Source organism: Streptomyces antibioticus (assembly GCF_002019855.1).
GTDB classification, from domain to species: Bacteria; Actinomycetota; Actinomycetes; order Streptomycetales; family Streptomycetaceae; genus Streptomyces; species Streptomyces antibioticus_B.
Genome location: NZ_CM007717.1, coordinates 401,336 through 421,253, shown reverse-complemented (window position 1 = coordinate 421,253; position 19,918 = coordinate 401,336). Strand labels below are relative to the sequence as shown.

Genomic DNA, 19,918 nt, shown 5'->3' with positions numbered 1-19,918 from the left:
AGCATGGTGCTTCCCGGCCCGCTCCGTGATCACAGCACGTCGGCGAAGGTCACCGACCGATCCGTGAGCAGCGGCCACACCGTCTCGACGATCAGCTCACGGAAGTGCTGCGCCGCCTTGTGCGCCTCGAAACCCGCACGATCGGTGTACTGCTCGTAGAGCACGAAACCTCCCGGAGCGTCCACCTCCGCGTGCACCTCGTACGCGAGGTTGGCGGGCTCGGACCGCGTGTGCTCACGCGCCTTCAGCAGCGCGGCACGTACGGCCGGCTCGTTCTCGGGGGCGCAGTGGTAGCGGGCGACGACTGCGTAGGCCATGTCTTTCCCATCTCTCATGTCGGGCGTGTGCCGGCCCGATACGGGCCGGGCCCTTCGGCCCGCCGATTCCAGCACGGATCATGCGCCCGCCGACCCGTGCACGGCGCAACCAATGCCTGCCCCCGCGGTGCTGGTGCACCCGCCCCGACGTGGTGTGTTGTCGCATCCGGTCCGTACGGCCAACCCGCAGGGACCCCGGTCATCCGCACCGGGGTCGACGAAGGAAGTGATCTGATGCGCACTCTGGAAACGCTCCTGGGCGGGGAGTGGGTGACGACCGGCGAGTGGATCGACGTCCACGACCCGGCCGACGTCCGCGCCCCCGTGGCCCGGATTCCGGCCCTGTCCGCCAAGGACGTCACCCGGGCCTACGACCACGCCGAGCGCGGCTTCGGTGTCTGGAAGCGCACCAGCCCCTTCGAGCGGGCCCGCATCCTCACCGAGGCCGCCCGGCTGATCCGCGAACGGCTCGAGGAGATCGCCGCCGACGTCACGGCCGAGAACGGCAAGACGCTGAACGAGGCCCGCGTCGAGGCGGGCAAGGCCGCCGACTTCCTCGACTACTACGCGGGCCTGGCCCGCCAGGGCTACGGCACCCTGCTGCACGACGTACGCCCCGACCACCGTACGCACACCCAGCGCGAGCCGATCGGCGTGATCCTGGTGATCAGCCCGTGGAACGACCCGCTGATCACCCCGGCCCGCAAGCTCGCCCCGCTGCTCGCCGTCGGCAACGCGGCCGTGTTCAAGCCCGCCACCGAAACTCCGGTGTCGGGTCTGCACTTCGCCCGGGCCCTGCATGACGCGGGGCTGCCCGCCGGGGTGCTGAACGTGATCACCGGCCGTACCTCCGAGCTGGAGGAGGCCCTTCTCGACGACCCGAGGATCACCGGCATCACCTTCACGGGCTCCAACGCCGTCGGCAACCGCATCCGCCGCCGGCTCGCCGACCGCAACCTCCGCTTCCAGGGCGAGCTGGGCGGCAAGAACGCCTCGGTCGTCCTCAGGGACGCGGACCTGACCGCCGCGGCGAAGGGCATAGTGGCCGCGTCCTTCGGCCAGGCGGGCCAGCGCTGCACGGCGACCAGCAGGGTGATCGTCGAACGTCCGGTGTACGACGACTTCGTCCGGCTGCTGGTCTCGGAGGTCGAGTCGCTCACCGTGGGCCCCGGCAGCGACCCGGCCACGACTCTGTGCCCGCTCTCGAGCCCGAGGCAGCGGGACAGCGTCCTCGCCGACCTGCGGCGTGCCGTCGAACAGGGGGCCACTGTGCTCACCGGCGGCACGGCGGACACCGACGGTGACCGGGCGCACGGCTGCTACGTCCGGCCGACCGTGCTTGCCGACGTCACCCCGGAGACGGCGATCTGGCGCGAGGAGGTCTTCGGACCGGTTCTCGCTGTGCGCGCCGTCGACGACTTCGCCGCCGCCGTCGAGGCGGTCAACGACTCCGACTTCGGGCTCGCCGCCGCCGTCTTCACCCGTGACCTGGGCCGCGCGTACCGCTTCGCCGACGAGGCCGAGTGCGGGCAGATCGCCGTCAACACCACCACCACCGGATGGGACGTTCACCTTCCCTTCGGCGGATTCCGCGACTCCGGCACGGCCTACAAGGAGCAGGGCGAGGAAGTCCTGCGCTTCTCGACCCGCGTCAAGACCGTCGCCATCCACTTCTGACCCCTGGGAGGTACCGATGGCCGACGAGACGATCGGCATTGTCGGCGCCGGCATCGTGGGCCTGGCCACAGGCCGTGAGATCGCCTTGCGCCGCCCCGGCACCCGCGTCGTCGTGTTCGAGAAGGAGCCGCAGGTCGCGCTGCACCAGACCGGCCACAACTCCGGTGTCGTACACGCCGGCATCTACTACGCGCCCGGAAGCCTCAAGGCGGACCTGACCGTCCGCGGGGTGGCCCTGCTGCGCGAGTACTGCCAGGACCGCGCCCTGCCCTACAAGGAGACCGGCAAGCTGGTGGTGGCCGTCCGCGAGGACGAGCTGGGCCGGATGGAGAACCTCTACGAGCGGGCCAGGAACAACCACGTGCCCGACCTGGTCAAGGTTTCCAAGCAGGAGATCAGGGAGCTGGAGCCGCACGCCGGTGGCATCGCCGCGCTGCACTCCCCGCGCACCGCGATCACCGACTACCGGGCGATCGCCCGCGAGTTCGCCAAGGACATCACCGAATCGGGCGGCGAGGTCCGGCTCGGATTCGCCGTCACCGGCATCGCCACCGTGCCCGGGGGCATCGAGGTCGCCTCGCGTGAGGAGACGGTTCGAGTGGACCGGCTGATCCTGTGCGCGGGTCTGCACTCCGATGTGGTCGCCGGGCTCGCGCAGGACAGGAAGGAGCCGAAGATCGTCCCGTTCCGGGGCGAGTACATGATGCTCAGACCGGACCGCACCCACCTGGTGCGCGGCCTGATCTACCCGGTGCCGGACCCCCGGTACCCCTTCCTGGGCGTCCACTTCACCCCCCGGGTGGACGGCTCGGTGGAGGTCGGCCCCAACGCCGTCCTGGCGCTCGCCCGCGAGGGCTACACCCTCGGCAATATCTCCCCGAGGGACCTACTGGGCCTCGCCGCCTATCCCGGCGCGTGGCGCATGGCGGCACAGCACTGGCGCACCGGTCTCAAGGAGTACCGCGGCGCCTTGTCCACCACGGCCTTCATGCGGGACGCCGGGCAGTACGTCCCCGGCGTCGGCGCCGACGACGTGATCCGCGGCGGAGCCGGCGTGCGGGCCCAGGCACTGGACCGCGACGGCACGCTCGTCGACGACTTCCGGATCCACCACGTCGGCAGGATCACGGCCGTGCGCAACGCGCCGTCCCCTGCCGCGACGGCCTCCCTGGCGATCGCCGAACACATCGTGACCGACGTGTTCGGCGACTTCTGAGAAGCGCCCCGGGAAGCCGCCCGCGAACCGTGAAACCCCCTGCGTACTGCGCACTTCCGCGCAACTAGTGCTTGCGCGCCCGACGCTCCTGCAAGACCTCGCTCCGCGCCTAGCGTTCCTTCCGTACCACCGCACCACCCCCTTCGAGAGAAAGAGCTCACCCTATGTTCGTCATCGACACGCAGATCCACATCTGGCTGGAAGAGACCCCGGACCGCCCCTGGGTGCCCGGCGCCCGGGAACGCATCCGCCTCAACGGCCACCGCGAGGACCCCTTCTCCTACGAGGAGGCCCTCGAACTGATGGACGAGGCCGGTGTGAACCGGGCGCTGATCCTGCCGCCGTCCTGGGAGGGCGACCGGATCGACTACGCCCTCGAAGCCTGTGAGGCGCACCCCGACCGCTTCGGCATCATGGCCCGCATCCCGCAGAACAAGCCCGCAGAGGGCAAGGCGATGCTCAAGGACTTCGCGCAGAACCCGCACATCAAGGGTACCCGCCTCACCTTCCACCGGCCGATCGACCGCAACTGGATGATCGACGGCACCAACGACTGGTACTGGCCCGTCGCCGAGGAACTGCGCATCCCGACGATGGTGCACGCCCCGATCTGGAAGAAGGAACTCGGCGAGATCGCCGCCCGCCACCCCGAGCTGAAGATCATCATCGATCACATGGGCATCATGGCGCGCTGCGTCGACGACGCCATCGGCTACTGGGTCTCCGAGACCGCCGACCTCGCCCCGCACCCCAACATCTACGTCAAGGTCTCGGCGCTCCCCGGCTACTCGACGCAGCCGTTCCCGAACGACAACATCCAGAAGTACGTCCGGGAGATGGTCGACCGGATGGGACCGCAGCGCTGCTTCTACGGCACCGACATCACCCGTCTGCTGGGCCACGGCATCACCTACACCGACACCATCGAACAGTTCACCAAGCACTGGGACTTCACGCCCGAGGAGCTGGAGTGGATCATGGGCCGCGGTATCGCCGAGGTCCTGAACTGGCCGATCGAGGGCTGAGGACACCCCGGAGATGACGGACGACACCCACGACAAGCCGGACGCGGGCGGCGGTGACGGCGGGGATGCCCTGGTATCCGCCTTCACGGCCGCGGGCGCCGAATACCTCTTCTGCTCCTCGGGGTCCGAATGGGCCCCGGTGTGGGAGTCCCTGGCCCGGCGTCACCGTGACGGTGACCCGGCGCCGGAGTACCTGGACCTGACCCATGAGACCGTGGCGGTCGGCATGGCCACCGGCTACGGCCTGCTGAAGCGCCGCCCCCAGGGCGTGCTGCTGCACGCCGCCCCCGGACTGCTCCAGGGCTCGATGGCGGTGCACGGTGCTCTCCTCGCAGGCGTGCCGATGGTGGTCGCCTCCTCGGAGTCCACCACGTACGGCGACGGCCCCGGCCAGGACCCGGGCGGCCAGTGGTACCGCAACCTGTCCATCGTGGGCGGCCCGCACCACGTGGCCCAGCCGTTCACCAAGTGGGCCAACGAGGCCGCCCACATCAGCACCCTGCCCACGATGGTCACGCGGGCGGCGGAACTGTCCTGGCGGGCCCCGGCCGGACCGGCGTACCTCAACATCCCGCTGGAGATCCTTCTGGAGGACTGGGACGGCCGCGAGGCGAAGCCCGTCGTACCGCCGGGCTCCACGCACTCCTCGCCCGAGGAGGTGGACCCGGTCGCACAGATGATCCGCGAGGCGAAGAACCCCGTGATCGTCACCGAGACCACGGGCCGTGAGGCGGGCGGCTTCGAGGCCCTGATCGCCTTCGCCGAGGCATGGAACATCCCGGTCGTCGAGCCCGACTCGGCGGTGTGCGGCAACTTCCCGCGCACCCACCCGCTGCACGCCGGCAGTGACATCGGCCCCTGGATGGACACAGCCGACCTCATCCTGCTCGTCAACTGCCGGGCCCCCTTCTACCCGCCGAGCCGCAGGCCGTCGAAGGCGAAGATCGTCGTCATCGACCAGGTCCCGCAGCGCCCGCACATCGTCTACCAGGTCCTGTTCGCGGACGTGTACCTGGAAGGCAACGTGGCCAACTCCCTCCGCCAGCTCGCCAAGCGGGCGAAGGACCTGGACGAGCAGGCGGTGCGGATCCGGCGCGAGACCCAGGAGGAACGCCACGCCGCCGAGCAGAAGGCGATCGCCGCCGCCGAGGAGAAGGCCGAACAGATCGACGGCGTCGACCCGGTACTGGTCGCCGCCACTCTGCGCAGACTGCTCACCGGCCGGGACGGCATCGTCGTCGACGAGACCATCACCCACAGCCGGGTCGTCAAGCGGCATCTGCAGACCGCCGATCCCGACTCCTACTTCTACGTGCAGGGCGGCCTCGGCCAGGGCATCGCGGTCGCGCTCGGCGTCAAGCTCGCCGCGAAGGACCGTCCGGTGGTCCTCACCGTCGGCGACGGGGCGTTCACCTACAACCCGGTGATCCAGTCGTACGACGCCGCGAAGAGCTACGACCTGCCGGTGCTGATCGTGATCTTCAACAATCGCGTCTACAAGTCGATGAACCTCAACCACCGCCGCTTCTACCCCGAGGGCGCTGCCGCGGAGACCGGCGAATGGCTGGGCACCGACCTGCACCGCCTGCCCCGGCTGGCCGGCTTCGCCGAACCGTTCGGGATGCACACCGAGACCGTCGACACCCGCGACGCCCTCGCCCCCGCCCTGGAGCGCGCGCTCAAGGCCGTGGCCGAGGGGACGACCGCTGTCGTCGACGTCCTCGTCACCCGCTGACCCAGGAGACCTCCGCACCATGACCGACACCCCGAGCCCCGCGCCGGGCAAGGTCCGCGTCCCCGCCGGGGACCTGCGCGCCTTCGCCGCCGCACTGCTGGAGAAGGGCGGCCTGAGCACCGAGCACGCCGCCACCACCGCCGATGTATTCGTCTGGGCCGCGCTGCGCGGCGTGGACTCGCACGGTATCGCCCGCGTCCCCGCCTATCTGGAGCTGCTCGCCAAGGGCGTGGCCAACGCCGCTCCCGACATCCGGATCGAGTCCACCACCCCGGCGGCCGCCGTCCTGGACGCCGACCGGGCACCCGGCCCGGTGGCCCTCACCGCCGCCGCCGAGGAAGCGGTGCGACGGGCGCGGGCAACGGGCATCGCCTCCGTGGGCGTTCGCCACACCGTCCACACCGGCGCCATCGGCTACTACGTCGCGAAGATCGCCGAACAGGGCCTGGTCGGCCTCGGCTTCGTCGCCGGCATGCCCAACATGGGCTACACCGGCGTCAAGGGTGCTGCCGTCGCCACCAGCCCCCTCGCCATCGCCGTACCGGCCGCGGCCCACGCGCCGCTCCTCCTCGACATGGCCACCGCGACCGTCGCCCTCGGCCGGATCCGCCAGGCCAAGGCGAGCGGCACGCCACTGCCCGAGGGCGCCGCGGCCACCGAGGACGGCACTCCGACGACGGATCCCGAGAAGGCGGTCATGCCCCTGCCGCTCGGCGGCGCCAAGGGTTCCGGCATGTCCCTGGCCTTCGAGCTGCTCACCAGCGTGCTGGTCGGGGCGCCCATCTTCTCCGCCTTTCACTCCGACGACCCCGGAGGCCGCAAGCACCGTCAGAACGCCCTGCTCATCGCTCTGGACCCGGTCGCCTTCGGCAGCGACGCCGACATCTTCACGACCGCCGTCGACACCACACTGGACACCCTGAAGGGTCTGCCGGTCGCGGACGATGCCGATGCCGTGTACTACCCCGGCGAACGCAGCACCGCGGTCGCGACGGAGCGTGGTGCAGGCGGCATTCCGGTCGCGCCGAAGGTGTGGCGCGCCCTCACGGAGTCAGCCGAAAACTTCGGGATCACTCCACCTGCCACGGTGTGACGCGCAAGGCGAGACAGTTCAACTGGCTTCAGGGGGATGCTTTTCGTCTCCGCTGCCCAGTCTGAGTTCGTTCTTCTTGAACGCGTTGTGCCCTCAGCCGCCGCACGGCCGAGGGCACAACGCGTTGCGCGTTTTCCGGGCGAGCGAATGCAAACCGGGAAGAGCCGGCCGCCGACGACCACGGCAGGGCCGGTCGACCCCCGGCGAGACCCGTTTCGTCCTCTGCGAACCCTCCGAGGGGCACATCTGACGCATCTTTAGTGTGCGCGCCCGTAAGGGTCCGCGGCATTTGGTCCGGGGATAGCTTCTGACCCGTTGCCGCGTAGGCCGCGCATCCCGCACGTCATGAAAGGTGGCTCAGCCATGCCCGGAGCCGTTTGTCGTCGAAGATCCCTTACCGCATTATTCCTCGTTGCAGCTCTCGGGCTGGGTGGCTGTGTCTTCCGGCCGAGTGCGGAGCCCGTCAGCGACGGGCCACTGAAGATCGGATTCGTGAACGGAGGCTCCACCCAGTTCCACACCTGTCTGCAAAGGGCGGTCGTGAAAACCGCGCGGAACAATTTCGCCGAGATCTATACGGCCGACTCGCGTCAGGACGCGGAGCGGGAGCTGTCCAACATCCAGGACATGATCGAACGACAGGTCGACGTGATCATTGTGCAGACGGTCAGCACCCAGGCGCTCAAACAGGACATCGCCAAGGCCAAGAAGGCTGACATCCCGATCTTCTTGACTTCGGTCACTGCCGACCCCTCCGACATCCTGGGGGCTGTTGTGGTCGACCTGAAGGCGGTCGGGAAGCTCGACGCCGAGTGGATCTGGAAGGATGCGGACGGCCGTAGCGCTGAGGTAGGCGTCATCGCGGGGGCGCCTGGCGCGGCCTCTGACGTGCTCGTGGGCAGTTTCATCGGGGCGCTGCCCTCCAACGCCCAGGTGGTGGCCAACCAGCCCGGTATGTTCGATGCCGAGAAGGCGCGGCAGGTTGCTGCGTCCATGATTCAGGAACACCCCGATCTCGACTACGTCTTCATAGCCAATGAGCAAATGGCCTTCGCCGCGCGAAAGTCCTTCGACGCGGCCGGGGCGACGGACGTCAAGATTGTCACCGTCAACGGCACTGACGAGGGACTTGCTGCGCTCAAGGACGGGCGCTTTGCCGCAACTGTTTCCAACTCTGCTGCGGACACAGGAAAGCTGGCGGTTGAGAACGCCATCGCGATGATGCGGGGCGAAGAGGTCGACAAGGTCGACAATACGCCGATCCTCCTCACCACCAAAGACAACGCCGACCGGGCTCCGCTGTACTGCATACAAGGTTGATCTCAGGGATCTGGTGGGTGATGGCCAGTCCCTGCTTGATCCTGGTTTCGTGATCGTCCCGCTGGGGTCGCCGTCCTCGTCGGCGGCCCTGGAACGATGGGAGACCTGCCAGCCGTGCACGTGGCGCTGGCCGGGAGGGATACGAGCATCGGCGGGCCGGCTGCGTCACCGGCACGTCTCACCACACTGGCTGCCACGGAAGAGCCGTCGTCGGCGGTGAGTTCGCCGACCTGCTGGTTGCCTGACCGACGTCATCGCCGCGCCAGTGGCGACGTCCATGACTGTGCTGGGTAGCTGGTTGCGGAGGGGCAGTCCTGCCTCGTGGCCGATGGCAGGCGCATCGGAGAAGCTTGCGCATCCACGCTCGCAGCTACCGCAGCCCGTTGAGGTGTCCGCAGATGCGAGACTGGTAGGGCAAAGGCATTTGTAAATGCGGCGCAAGTCGACTCTCTGCTCTCGTATTCGCGTTTGTCCGCGGCTGCTGTCCGGGTACGGTCGTGCGGGAGGTGGTGGCCCGTGATCCAGATCGTGGAGCACGCCCCGCAGGAGGGGCCGTACACCATCGGTGCCGCACTGGATGCGGCCGGGCTGCCGGTGCGGGTCTGCCGCACGTGGGCCGGGGAGCGGGTGCCGGAGACGGCGGACGATCTGGTGGCCCTGGTGGTGATGGGCGGGCCGATGGCCGCCTACGAGGACTTCCCGAGCCGTACGGCCGAACTGGCGCTGCTGCGAGCCGCGCTGGAGGCCGAGGTGCCGGTGCTGGGGGTGTGCCTGGGCGCGCAGCTACTGGCCGTCGCGGCCGGCGGAACCGCGCGGCCCGGCTCCGGAACACAGGTCGGCTGGGGCGAGGTACGGATGACCGCGGCCGCGCTCGACGACCCGCTGTTCGCCGCCGTGCCCGAGCACGTGCGGGTGCTGCACTGGCACAGCGACACGATGGACCTGCCGACGGGCGCGACCCTGCTCGCCTCCTGCGACCGCTACCCGGTGCAGGCGTTCCGGACCGGCGGCTCGGCGTGGGGCATCCAGTTCCACCTGGAGGTGGACAAGGCGGCGGTCGAGTCGTTCGCCGCGGCCTTCCCGGAGGAGGCGGCCGGCGCGCCCGGCCTGGTGGAGTCCGCGTCCGTCGAGCTCGCCGCTCTCGCCCGCCACCGCGACGGCGTGTCCCAGCGGTTCGCCGCCTTCGTCGCGGCCCGCGCCGGGCAGACGGCGATGCGCGCGTTCTTCACCCGGCGGGCGGCCACCTGGGAGACCCGCTTCGCCGACGACGGCCCCCGGTACGCGGCGGCGGTCGACCTCATGGGCCTGCGTGACGGTGACCGAGTCCTCGACCTGGGCTGCGGCACCGGCCGGGCGCTTCCCGCGCTGCGCGCGCAGGTCGGCGAGGCCGGTGTGGTCGCCGGTGTCGACCTCACACCCGCCATGCTCACGGCAGCGACGCGTGAAGGCCGGGACAGAGTCGCCGGGTTGCTGCTGGCCGATGCCTGCCGTCTGCCGCTGCCGACCGGCACCGTGGACGGCATCTTCAGTGCCGGCCTGATCAACCACGTCCCCGACCCGGGAGCGGCTCTGCGCGAGTGGGCGAGGGTGACGGCCATCGGCGGTGTCCTGCTCCTCTTCCATCCCTCGGGCCGCGCCGAACGCGCCGCCCGTCACGGCCGTCCCCTCGACCCGGGCGACCCGTTGGCCGAGGAGCACCTGCGCCCCGCACTGCGGGCAGCCGGCTGGGACCTCGCCCGCTACGAGGACGCAGCCCGTCACTTCCTGGCCCGCGCGATCCGCGTCGCCGAGTGAGCATGCCGTTCCACGATGTCGAGAGGACGCACATCCAGGTGTCTCAGGTCATGGGCGACACGGATTACGGTTTGGTCGGCACCGCCTGCAGCTGTACCCGCCGCACCGACCTCCGTATCGCCGCCCGGGTCCACCAGGTATTGGGCGATGTCCGGACCCGTCAACGCCGGTGCGGGAGCGGGCATTTACGAACCGTTCGACCGGCATGTCCTGCCCGTCGAGCCGTTCTCGGCGATGCGCGCCCAGCGCCCCGCTCACTACGCCCCCGAACTCCGCCGAGCGGAAGCCGGTCGCTACCCGGCGATCACCACGGTCAGCGACACGCTGGGTCCCGGCACCGAGATCCAGCCGGTGCCCATCCCCATCGACTGAGTCGACGGCTTCACCGAGGCGAGGCGTACTACGCCCGTCCCGAGTCCTTCCTCGACCCCGCCGTGCGCCGGGCAGGCACAATCCGCCTGGAGCGGCCGGCCGCCGTCCTCGCCTCCGGCGCGTGGGACGAGCGGTACGGGCACCTGCGTACGCAGCCGGAGTTCTACGGTGCGGCCCGCCTGATCGTCAGCCCCTGAAGCCCCTGACCCTCACACCCCGTCACGGGCGGACGTGAAGACCCCGTGTCACGTCGGCAACCCGGCATGCTGCCCGCGGTAAAGCGACGGCAGCACGGTGGTCATCATGACCGTCCTCGCCACCACACCCGCGCCGCCCGCCTCTTGTCGCGACCTGCCGTGGGCGAGCGCACGCGAACGCGCCCACGCGGCACCGGCTCCGCTGTCCGCCCGGCACGTCCCGCTCGCGCGGGCCGCTGGGCTGACCCTGGCCGACGCCCTGCGCACTCCGCAGCCGATGCCGGGCTTCGACACCGCCGCGATGGACGGCTACGCAGTCGGAGCCGGTCCCGGCCCCTGGCGGGTGCGCGGCATAGCGCGCGCGGGTGGCGCCTGGACGGGCAGGCCGCTGGACACAGGAGAGGCGGCTGAGATCTCGACCGGCGCCCATGTCCCCGTCGGGGCGCGCGCCGTGATCCCGCTGGAGCACACCGATCGAACCGGCACACACGTGTACGGCCCGACCCCGGCGGACGGCAAGCACATCCGCCGCACCGGCGAGGACGCCCCGGCCGACGCGCCGCTGGCCCCGGCCGGTACCCGCATCGGCCCCGCCCTGCTGGGCCTGGCCGCCGCCTGTGGCCACGACACCCTGCCTGTACGGCTCCGCCCCCGCGTACGCGTCCTGGTCACCGGTGACGAACTGATCCACACCGGCCGCCCCGGACCCGGCCAGGTCCGCGACGCCCTTGGTCCCCTCCTGCCGCCTCTGATCGAAGCGCTGGGCGGCGAGACGGCCGGCGTCCACCACATCCCGGACCGGCCCATCGGCTCCCTGGCCACCGCCGTCCGCACCTTTTCCCACGACGGCGCGGACGTGACCGTGGTGACCGGCTCCACCTCCGTCGGCGTCACCGACCAGCTACGCATCCTGCTGGCCGACGCGGACGCCCGCTGGGTGGTCGACGCGGTCGCCTGCCGCCCCGGTCCCCCCCAGCTACTGGCACAACTCCCGGACGGCCACTGGATGGTGGGCCTGCCCGGCAACCCGTTCGCCGCCCTCGTCGCCGCCCACACCCTGCTCGCCCCGCTACTCGCTGGCCTCACCGGACGCCCCCTGCCCGCGCTGCCCCGCATCCCTCTCACCGGCGACATCCGCACGGCCCCTGGCCGCACCCGCCTGATCCCGGTCACCTGGGACGGCCTTGCCGCCCGCCCCGTCGGCGGACACCGGCCCGCCTTCCTCCACGGCGCGGCCCTCGCGGACGCACTCGCCGCCGTCGCCCCCGACTGGCGGCCCGGCCACCCGGCACCTCTCATCCTGCTCACGGGCTGAACCGACCGCCGACACGTGGTCCGGCGCCCGCCGCCTGCTCATCGCCGGCCACGGACCCAAGGTCGAGGACCTGACCGGATGCGACGAAGGACCGATGCGGGACGACTGGATCCAGCCGTTCGACCAGCGAGGCATCGCGGTCGCCACCGACGTCCTGCGAGACGAGGCCGTCCGACGGCGCCGACGCCGAGTCGTACATCACCCCCGCCGCCGACACCCCGCCGCGCCGCACCGACAAGGCCGGACGCACTCGCCACTGGATCCCGGAGATCCATCTCATCGACCGGGAAGGGCAGTTCGGCGGCTTCTACGAGGAGCCTCTCGATCTCGGCTGATCCGTCACGCCCGCTTCGTGCAGGGCGAGCCACACCCGGTCGCGGGTGAGGGGAAGTTCGGTGAAGCGGATACCGGTCGCGTCGCGCAGGGCGTTGGCGAAGGCGGGGGCGACCGGGTTGAAGGGGCTCTCGCTCATCGACTTGGCGCCCAGCGGCCCGATCGCGTCGGCGGTTTCCATGAAGTGGACCTCGGTGCGCGGGACGTCTGCGTACTGGGGCAGCCGGTAGCGCCGGAAGGCGGCCGTCTCGACCTCGCCGCGTTCGTCGATACGGACGTTCTCGAAGAGGGTCGCGCCGAGGGCCTGGGCGACACCGCCCTCGACCTGGCCCCGGCACTGCATGGGGTTAATGACCTTGCCGGCGTCGGCGGCGTGCACGCTGCGCAGAATGCGGATCTCGCCGGTGCCGGGGTCGACGGCCAGCAGGAACCACTGGGCGTTGAATGCCACCGAGCGAGGGGTGCCGCCGAAGTGGCCGTCCGCACTGAACTCGACGCCGACGGCGCGGGCGGCGGCGTACAACTCCTTCAGGGGCAGACGGCCGCCGGGGTGCAGCACCGCCTCCTCCGTGAGCCGGCAGTCGGCGCGCGCCACGCGCAGGTGGGCTGCGGTGAAGTCGAGGAGCATGTCGGCGAGGCCGCGGGAGGCGCGCAGGGTGGCCTTGCCCGCCACCACGACGCCGGTGGAGGCGAAGGCGCCGGTGTCGTGCTTGACGACGTCCGTGTCGGACTGACGGACGGTGATCCGGTCGACGGTGGTGTGCAGTTCGCCCGCCGCGATCTGCCGGTGCACGGTCGTGGTGCCGTTGCCGAACTCGGCGGTGCCGACGGCCAGATCGAAGGTGCCGTCAGGGCGAAGGGCCGCCTTCGCGTCGGCGATGTGGCCGCCGGGCGGACCCGTCGCGATCATCGCGAGGGCGGCGCCCTGGCCGACCAGCCAGCCCTCCGGGGCGGGTTCGTCGGAGTACCGTTCCTGGGCGCGGCGCACGATGCCGACGCACTGGTCGAGGCCGTAGCTGGCGATGTGGAGGTCCTCTTCCTCACCGCCCGCGGTGATCATCGGCTCACCCGGACCGATGACGTTCTTCGCCTTGAGGTCCAAGGGATCCAGGCCGAGCTTGCGGGCGAGTTCGTCGAGGGCGGACTCGACGGCGAACATCACCTGTCCGAGGCCGTAGCCGCGGAAGGCGCCGGCGGGGACCGTGTGCGTGTAGACGGCGTAGGCGTCGACCTTCTTGTGGGGGGAGCGGTAGACCGCCATCGACTCGCCGACGCTGTGGAACATCACCGCCGGGCCGTGATTGCCGTACGCGCCCGTGTTGGACACCACCCGTAGCTGGAGCGCGGTGAGGGTGCCGTCGCGGCGGGCGCCCGCCTTCACCCGGATGGTGAAAGGGTGCCGGGTGGTGGCGCCGTAGAACTGCTCGGCGCGCGTGTACTCCAGCTTCACCGGCCGCCGCAGCCTGAGCACGGCCAGCACGACGATGTCCTCGACGAGCATCTCCTGCTTGCCGCCGAAGCCGCCGCCGACCCGGCCCGCGACGACCCGGACCCTGTCGTGCGGGAGGTCGTACAGGGCGCACAGGGCGCGGCGGGTGAGGAACGGGGTCTGGGTACTGGATCGGACGACGAGCCGGTCGTCCTCGTCGAACCAGGCCACCGCGCCGTGCGTCTCCAGACTGGCGTGCTGCACGCGCTGGGTGCGGTAGGTGTCCTCGTACACGGCGTCGGCCTCGGCGAAGCCCGCCTCGACGTCGCCGATCTCGCCGTGCGCCTCGCCCACGACGTTGTCGTGCGGCCGTGCGATCCGGGCCGTCGCCGCGTCCTTGTCGTGGACCACGGGCGCGCCCGGCCGCATCGCCTCCTCCGGGTCCAGGACGGCGGGCAGCACCTGGTACGTCACCTCGATCCGCCGGCACCCCTCCTCGGCGGCGGCCTCGCTGTCCGCCACGACGGCGGCGACGCGCTGACCGATGTGGCGGACGGTGTCGTCGAGGACGCGGGTGTCGTCCGGGTCCTCCTCGGGGTGCTCGTGGCGGGCGGTGGAGAAGTGCCGGCCGGGCGCGTCGTGGTGCGTGAACACGGCGTGCACGCCGGGCACGCGCAGGGCGGCCGAGGTGTCGACGGCGACGATGCGGGCGTGGGCGTGCGGGGAGCGCAGCAGCTTCATGTGAAGCAGTCCCGGCACGTCGATGTCGAAGGTGTAGCGGGCGGTGCCGGTGACGACCTGGGGCCCGGCCGGGGCGGGCAGGTTGCGGCCGACGGACTCGCCGGCCTCCGGCGCCTCCACATGACACCGTCCCCGCACCGCGTCCTCGATGGCCCGGTAGCCGGTGCAGCGGCACAGGTTGCCCTTGAACGCCCTGGGCAGGTCCGCGAGTTGGCCCTCGTCGAGGGCCGCGGTGGTCATCAGGTACCCCGCGGTGCAGAAGCCGCACTGGAAGCCCTGCGCGTCGAGGAACTTCCGCTGTACGGGGTGGAGTTCGCCGTCCTCCCCGGCCAGCCCCTCGACCGTGGTGACGGTTCGGCCGTCGGCACGGAAGGCGGGGTAGAGGCAGCTGTGCACGGGCTCGTCGTCCACGTGGACCGTACAGGCTCCGCAGTCTCCGGCGTCGCAGCCCTTCTTCACCCCGAACCAGCCGCGCTCACGAAGATACGTGCGCAGACACTGGCCGGGGCGTGGAGCCTCCTCGTGGGAGCGTCCGTTGACCTCGACCCTCACCGTGTCACCCCTTCGAGTTCCCGGCGGATCTCCTCCGCGAACCGGAACGTCATGTGCCGTCGCCACTGGGGCAGTCCGTGGATGTCGTCGAACCACTCGTCATCGGCTACGGCGGATGCGACGGCCGCTTCCACCGCCGACGCGGTCGGCGGGAGCGGGAACCGGAGCCGGACCGGGCGGACGGTCGACGCCGTGACGGTGATCGTGAGCGCCCCGGCGACCGGGTCCAGCGCGCCGATGACCAGCACCCCGGAGCGGCCCAAGCCGTACAGCGACGCCTGCCGGAACGCCGTACGGCAGCCCAGGGCCCGCGCGGGCAGCGTGACGGAACGCAGCAGTTCGCCCTCGGCGAGGTCTTTGCGGCCGGCGCCGGTGACGAAGGCGGCGACGGGCACCTGGCGGCGTGCGCCGTCCTGGGCGAGCAGCAGACACTCCCCGTCGAGCGCGGCGGTGAGCGAGATCATCGGGCCGGCCGGGAGGGCGTTGCACAGATTGCCCCCGACGGTGGCCATGTTCCAGATCTTGAAGGAGGCCAGGAAGGCCCGGCAGCACTGCTCGAACAGGAGCGCCGCCCAGCCAGGCGTCACCCGACTGCCACGGCGCGGGATGCCGGGCGTCCCGCACTTCCCTCACCGTGTTCAGGTCCATGACCGCCAGTGAAGCAACCCGAGCAGGCCCGGACGACTGGTTCACCATACGGAAACGCCGACTTATCCGGCCGGAACACTGGAGGATCGACCAAGAGGCGTACCGCCCGTCTGATCTGGCACTTACGATGCGATGACTCGTATCCACCTGGTGAATGTGAGATGCCGGGCGCGCGCCCCCGCGCCCGGCTGCCGCACAGGGGAGCCGGAACACGCATGCACGTCGAACACCTCCTTCAGGACGAGTCCCTCGGCCTGCGCCTGCTGTGGGCCGGGGACGACCTGCCGCGGCGGGAGATCAACGGGGTGACCGTCACCGACCTGGAGGACCCCACCCGCTTCGTCCGCCCCGGCGAGGCCGTGCTCAGCGGACTGGTGTGGTGGACGCCGGAGGGCGGCCGTGAGAAGGCCGAACGATTCGTCGCCGCACTCCGGGAAGCGGATGCCGCCGTACTGCTGGCCGGCGAGGAGACGCACGGCGCGGTGCCCGACAGCCTGGTCGAGGCGTGCGCGCGCCACGGCGTGCCGGTGGCGGGAGTGCCCGCGCATGTCATGTTCCGCGCGATCACCGACACCGTGTACCTGCGGCACTGGGGCGAACTGAGCCGCCACCACGCCCTGCCCGAGGTCGTACGAGGCACCCTGACCCGGCTCCTCGCGCGGGGCGCGGGCCCCGACGCGATCCTGACGGCAGCCGTCGCCCATCTCGACCGGGCGGTCGCGTACGTCTTCACCGCTTCGGGACGGACCGTCGCGGCCACTCAGGGCGCCCCGGCGATCCCCGCCGGTGAGGCCATGGCCCTGATCGAGGCGGGTGCGGTGCCGGTCGAGGCCGACGCGCTCTCCCCGTACCAGCGCTGGCACCTCCACCTCCGCGATGGCGACGCCGTACCACCCCGGATGCTCCAGGAGGTGGCCGCGTTCCTGGGCCGCTGCCAGGACTCACAGGCCCGGCACCGGGCCGCGGCCCAGCAGACCGCCGACGACCTCGGAACGCTGCTCGCCCACGCCGGCGAGGATCATGCCGCCGTCGCGGTCGGCCTGCGTGCCTGCGGGCTTCCCCCGGAGGGCCCGTACCGCGTGATCGTCGCCGACACGGGAGTACGGGGGCCGGGACTGGCGGAGGGAGCGCTTGCCGAAGTGGTGGCCCACCTGGGGCCGGGACCCGCCGCGGTGGGGCGTCTGCCGGAGGGCACCGCGTTCGCGATCGTCCCCGAGCCCGATGCCGATGCCGTTCCCGTTCCCGTGGAGCAAGGAGAAGTCTGGCCGCTCGTCGCCGCGGGCGAGCCGACCGTGCCGCTGCACGGCGGCCTCAGTGAGCCGGTCGCCGGTCCGGGCGAGCTGGCCGGGGCGTTGGCTCAGGCCCGTTACGCCCTGGCCTCCGCCCGCGGCACCGCCCCGGACGCCTCACTCCTCACCCCGGCTTCGGCCCTCACCGGTCTCGGCACGCTGCTGGCCGGCATCCCGGTGGAGGTCCGCGCCGCCTACAGCCGCTCCGTCCTCGGCCCTCTGCTGGACACCAAGAACGCCTCCGCGGCTCCCTTGCTGGCGACCCTGAAGTCCTTCCTCGCCTGCGACGGATCCTGGGCGCGCACAGCCGAGGCGCTGCACCTGCACGTCAACACCGTCCACTACCGCGTCCAGCGCATCGAGCACCTCACCGGCCGCGACCTGTCCAGCCTCGCCGACCGCCTCGACCTGTGGACCGCCCTGCTGTGCCGGGACACCCTGCCGCCGTCGGTTACGATCCCGCCCGCTGCGAGCGGTCGACGTGCACGTTCGTCGACTTCACGCGCGCGGTGACCGTGACTCCGACCGCGAGGTCCAGCTCCTCGACCGCCTCACGCGTCACCAGCGACACGAGCAGGTGCGGCCCGGACTGGATCTCCACCCGGGCCACGACGTCGTCCACGGTCAGAGCGGTGACGATGCCCGTGAACGCGTTGCGCACGGAGGTGGGCGGCGCCTCGTCGGGAACGCCCCGCAGGTCGTCCGCCGCACGCTCCTCGGCGAACCGGGCCAGCCCCACCCCGTCGATCATCCGGTTACCGGAGCCGTCCCGCCCCATCGGCAGCCGCCCGGCGTCCGCCCACCGGCGCACGGTCTCCGGACTCACCCGCAACAGGCGCGCGGCCTGCCCAATGCTGTACGTCGGCACACCGGAACCCTAAAGGGTGTTGCGGAAGGTTCGGTCCGGGGCATTTCGCCTGTATGGGTGGGGTGTTGCGGGCTGAGCCGGTGTGGGTGGAGACCCTTACGGGCTTGCCGATGGGCCGGTTCGTGAAGCTGGTGAGGGTGGTGCGGGAACGGGGCGGGAACGGCCCCGGTGGTAGCCGTCCGTGGTGCCTGCCGCTGGCGGACCGGGTGCTGCTCGTGGCCGTCTACTACCGCACCAACCAGGTCAATCACCACTTCGACCTGTCCGAGAAGAACCTTCTGCAACACCCTTTAGGCGGTGTTTTAGAAGTCGATCATCTGGCGGCCGTCCGTCGATCGTGGCGGGCTGCCAGCGGATCCGAAGGCGCCTGCCTTTCGCACTCCGCAGCCCGGTCTGGTGGATGCGAAGTGGATGATGGTTCAGTGACGAACATCAGTGACGACCACGTGAAGGTCCATTTCCGTATGGAGATAGACGAGGACGGCTGGCCGCCAGCGAGTGTCGAGAGCCTGTGGGCTGTAGACCTCGGCGACGGCACGGCGCGGTTGGTCAACACGCCCTGGTTCGTCCGCGGAGTCGCCAGTGGAGACATCATCAGGGTGCAACAGGATGGCGATGGTGTTCTCTGGGCCGGGGAAACGGTCCGGGCCTCTCAGAACTGCACCATCCGGCTCATCGTGTTGAAGGACGACGGCTCAGCCGCCGCCCGGCAGAGCGTGCTGGACGTCTTCTACCGCCTCGGCACGACAGGCGAAGGCATCGAGCAGTTCCGGATGGTGGCCCTGGACGTTCCGCCACAGGCGAACCTGCCGAAAATCCGCGAGTTGTTGGAGCACGGCGAGACGAAGGAGTGGTGGCACTGGGAAGAAGGGTGCGTCACCGCTGCCTGGGAAGCCACTGCACGAGTATGAGGACAGCAGTGCCCCGGCCCACGTGGTGTCCAGCCTCCAGGAAGCGTTCGATCATCGTGCGGGCCAGTTCCGGCTTGGTCGCGCATACGGTGTCGTCGACGAGCCCCGCAGCCCGGCAGCGCTTGGGGTCGCATGTCGAGGAGCGCGGGATGTGCAGCTCGCGGTCCACTGCCGCGTGTCCCGGGCGCCGGCGTGGATGAGGTAGAGGCCACCTGGAAATTCTTGATCCGTCCGGCCGTTCCGGTGTACTGGCGCTGGAACCCGACCGTGTGGGTGCCCTTCTTCACATCGCCGGTCTCGTCGACGACCAGCATCGCGGCATCGTCGTGGAGCTACTCGACGACATATTCGGGCACGTCGTCGCGGACGGCGTGGGCGTCACAGGAGGCCGCGCACAACAGGTGCTGCATGCCATGCGGGTCGGCTTCTCCGGCCCGCTCCGCGATCGTCCAACAAGTTTTGGCGCGGCAGGTTCGACAGCAGGCCAAGCACCAACCGCCCGTCCCACAGGTGGGGTTCGTAGCGGCCGGCCGGTTCGCGATGCGGCTCGTGGCCACTTCGGACGCGTCTCGCCATCGGGTGGGATCTGTGCTGTGGCCCGCGACCCCCGTTCTATCGTTGGTCAGTCCCGGACGAGACAGAACGGATGACCTGCCGGATCCGAGAAGATTCGCCAACTCCGCTTCCCGTCCCCCCCATCGAGCAGCGAGGCGCCCAGACTGACGACGTCCTCCTGAGCCTGGTCGAGATCCTTGACGCCCAGATCGAGATGGAACTGCTGGGGTCGAATTGGATCCGGCCACCGTGGTGGCTGATGGTCTTCCACCCGCTGGAAGGCCAGCACGAGCCCGGCGGTGTGCAGCGTCGCCCAGCCGTCGCCGAGCGACCACCGCGGATCCGGCTGGTTCACCACACCGCCGAGAAGGGACTGATAGAACCGCGACAGCTCAACGACATCGGCACAGTCCAACACCACACACTGCAGCTTGGCGATCACGAGGTGCAGCGTCTCACGACGCCTGACCCCGATCTACAGCTGGAGCAGAAGGCGCAAGGTGGTTCGGCTGCTGCAGCTAGCCGAAGTGG

The 19,918-nt window shown here is 70.6% G+C and carries 16 protein-coding genes and 3 pseudogenes; 13 read left to right on the top strand and 6 right to left on the bottom strand.

The features are described 5' to 3' along the window. Positions 1 to 29: 29 nt before the first annotated feature. Positions 30 to 317, bottom strand: coding sequence for a putative quinol monooxygenase (locus tag AFM16_RS01890; RefSeq protein ID WP_078631918.1), 288 nt, complete (start codon positions 315 to 317; stop codon positions 30 to 32). Between the two features lie 234 nt (positions 318 to 551). Here AFM16_RS01890 and AFM16_RS01885 point away from each other — a divergent pair, with 234 nt between their 5' ends. From AFM16_RS01885 to AFM16_RS39795, 11 genes and pseudogenes are all read left to right on the top strand, one after another. Beyond that, the gene (locus AFM16_RS01885; RefSeq protein ID WP_078631915.1) at positions 552 to 1,994 is read left to right on the top strand and encodes an aldehyde dehydrogenase family protein; all 1,443 of its coding nucleotides are present in this window, start codon (positions 552 to 554) and stop codon (positions 1,992 to 1,994) included. Between the two features lie 16 nt (positions 1,995 to 2,010). Beyond that, a complete protein-coding gene (gene lhgD, locus AFM16_RS01880; protein ID WP_078631912.1) occupies positions 2,011 to 3,210 on the top strand; it encodes an L-2-hydroxyglutarate dehydrogenase in 1,200 nt (399 codons plus the stop codon). Between the two features lie 164 nt (positions 3,211 to 3,374). Beyond that, complete coding sequence (locus AFM16_RS01875) at positions 3,375 to 4,235, top strand: amidohydrolase family protein (RefSeq protein WP_078631908.1); 861 nt, start codon at positions 3,375 to 3,377, stop codon at positions 4,233 to 4,235. Between the two features lie 13 nt (positions 4,236 to 4,248). After that, entirely contained in the window at positions 4,249 to 5,970 is a 1,722-nt protein-coding gene (locus tag AFM16_RS01870) for a thiamine pyrophosphate-dependent enzyme (RefSeq protein WP_078631906.1), read from the top strand. 19 nt (positions 5,971 to 5,989) lie between these two features. Next, complete coding sequence (locus tag AFM16_RS01865; protein WP_078631904.1) at positions 5,990 to 7,063, top strand: Ldh family oxidoreductase; 1,074 nt, start codon at positions 5,990 to 5,992, stop codon at positions 7,061 to 7,063. Positions 7,064 to 7,555: 492 nt separating this feature from the next. Next, entirely contained in the window at positions 7,556 to 8,383 is an 828-nt protein-coding gene (locus tag AFM16_RS01860) for a sugar ABC transporter substrate-binding protein (protein WP_306293463.1), read from the top strand. Positions 8,384 to 8,899: 516 nt separating this feature from the next. Further along, positions 8,900 to 10,177 (top strand): methyltransferase domain-containing protein, encoded by a 1,278-nt coding sequence (locus tag AFM16_RS01855; RefSeq protein ID WP_078631900.1) that lies wholly within the window; start codon positions 8,900 to 8,902, stop codon positions 10,175 to 10,177. A 147-nt stretch (positions 10,178 to 10,324) separates the two neighbouring features. Next, positions 10,325 to 10,549, top strand: coding sequence for a hypothetical protein (locus tag AFM16_RS39805; protein WP_245177603.1), 225 nt, complete (start codon positions 10,325 to 10,327; stop codon positions 10,547 to 10,549). 62 nt (positions 10,550 to 10,611) lie between these two features. Further along, the gene (locus AFM16_RS39800; protein WP_256861262.1) at positions 10,612 to 10,746 is read left to right on the top strand and encodes a hypothetical protein; all 135 of its coding nucleotides are present in this window, start codon (positions 10,612 to 10,614) and stop codon (positions 10,744 to 10,746) included. 106 nt (positions 10,747 to 10,852) lie between these two features. Continuing rightward, complete coding sequence (locus tag AFM16_RS01845) at positions 10,853 to 12,061, top strand: molybdopterin molybdotransferase MoeA (RefSeq protein WP_078631898.1); 1,209 nt, start codon at positions 10,853 to 10,855, stop codon at positions 12,059 to 12,061. A gap of 173 nt (positions 12,062 to 12,234) precedes the next feature. Beyond that, positions 12,235 to 12,396: pseudogene (locus tag AFM16_RS39795) on the top strand (M24 family metallopeptidase); the annotation flags it as partial. Here the strand turns inward: AFM16_RS39795 and AFM16_RS01835 are convergent. Next, the gene (locus AFM16_RS01835; RefSeq protein ID WP_078631894.1) at positions 12,369 to 15,116 is read right to left on the bottom strand and encodes a molybdopterin-dependent oxidoreductase; all 2,748 of its coding nucleotides are present in this window, start codon (positions 15,114 to 15,116) and stop codon (positions 12,369 to 12,371) included. The pseudogene AFM16_RS39795 and the gene AFM16_RS01835 overlap by 28 nt on opposite strands. Next, positions 15,113 to 15,764: pseudogene (locus tag AFM16_RS01830) on the bottom strand (FAD binding domain-containing protein). The gene AFM16_RS01835 and the pseudogene AFM16_RS01830 overlap by 4 nt, the downstream one beginning before the upstream one ends. Before the next feature lie 215 nt (positions 15,765 to 15,979). Between AFM16_RS01830 and AFM16_RS01825 the strand changes: the two are divergent. After that, on the top strand, positions 15,980 to 17,566 hold the full coding sequence (locus tag AFM16_RS01825; protein WP_078631892.1) for a PucR family transcriptional regulator: 1,587 nt from the start codon (positions 15,980 to 15,982) through the stop codon (positions 17,564 to 17,566). Here AFM16_RS01825 and AFM16_RS01820 read toward each other — a convergent pair. Beyond that, on the bottom strand, positions 17,505 to 17,921 hold the full coding sequence (locus AFM16_RS01820) for a TOBE domain-containing protein (protein ID WP_078631890.1): 417 nt from the start codon (positions 17,919 to 17,921) through the stop codon (positions 17,505 to 17,507). The genes AFM16_RS01825 and AFM16_RS01820 overlap by 62 nt on opposite strands. 53 nt (positions 17,922 to 17,974) lie before the next feature. Here AFM16_RS01820 and AFM16_RS40590 point away from each other — a divergent pair, with 53 nt between their 5' ends. Beyond that, positions 17,975 to 18,832: a DUF4265 domain-containing protein gene (locus AFM16_RS40590; protein WP_370627993.1), complete on the top strand. Its 858-nt coding sequence runs from the start codon at positions 17,975 to 17,977 to the stop codon at positions 18,830 to 18,832. Between the two features lie 22 nt (positions 18,833 to 18,854). Here AFM16_RS40590 and AFM16_RS40730 read toward each other — a convergent pair. Beyond that, positions 18,855 to 19,408, bottom strand: a pseudogene (locus tag AFM16_RS40730) (IS701 family transposase); the annotation flags it as partial. 46 nt (positions 19,409 to 19,454) lie between these two features. Next, positions 19,455 to 19,829 carry a VOC family protein gene (locus AFM16_RS01800; RefSeq protein ID WP_078631886.1) on the bottom strand — a complete coding sequence of 125 codons (375 nt, stop codon included), beginning with the start codon at positions 19,827 to 19,829 and terminating at the stop codon, positions 19,455 to 19,457. Between the last annotated feature and the right edge of the window lie 89 nt (positions 19,830 to 19,918).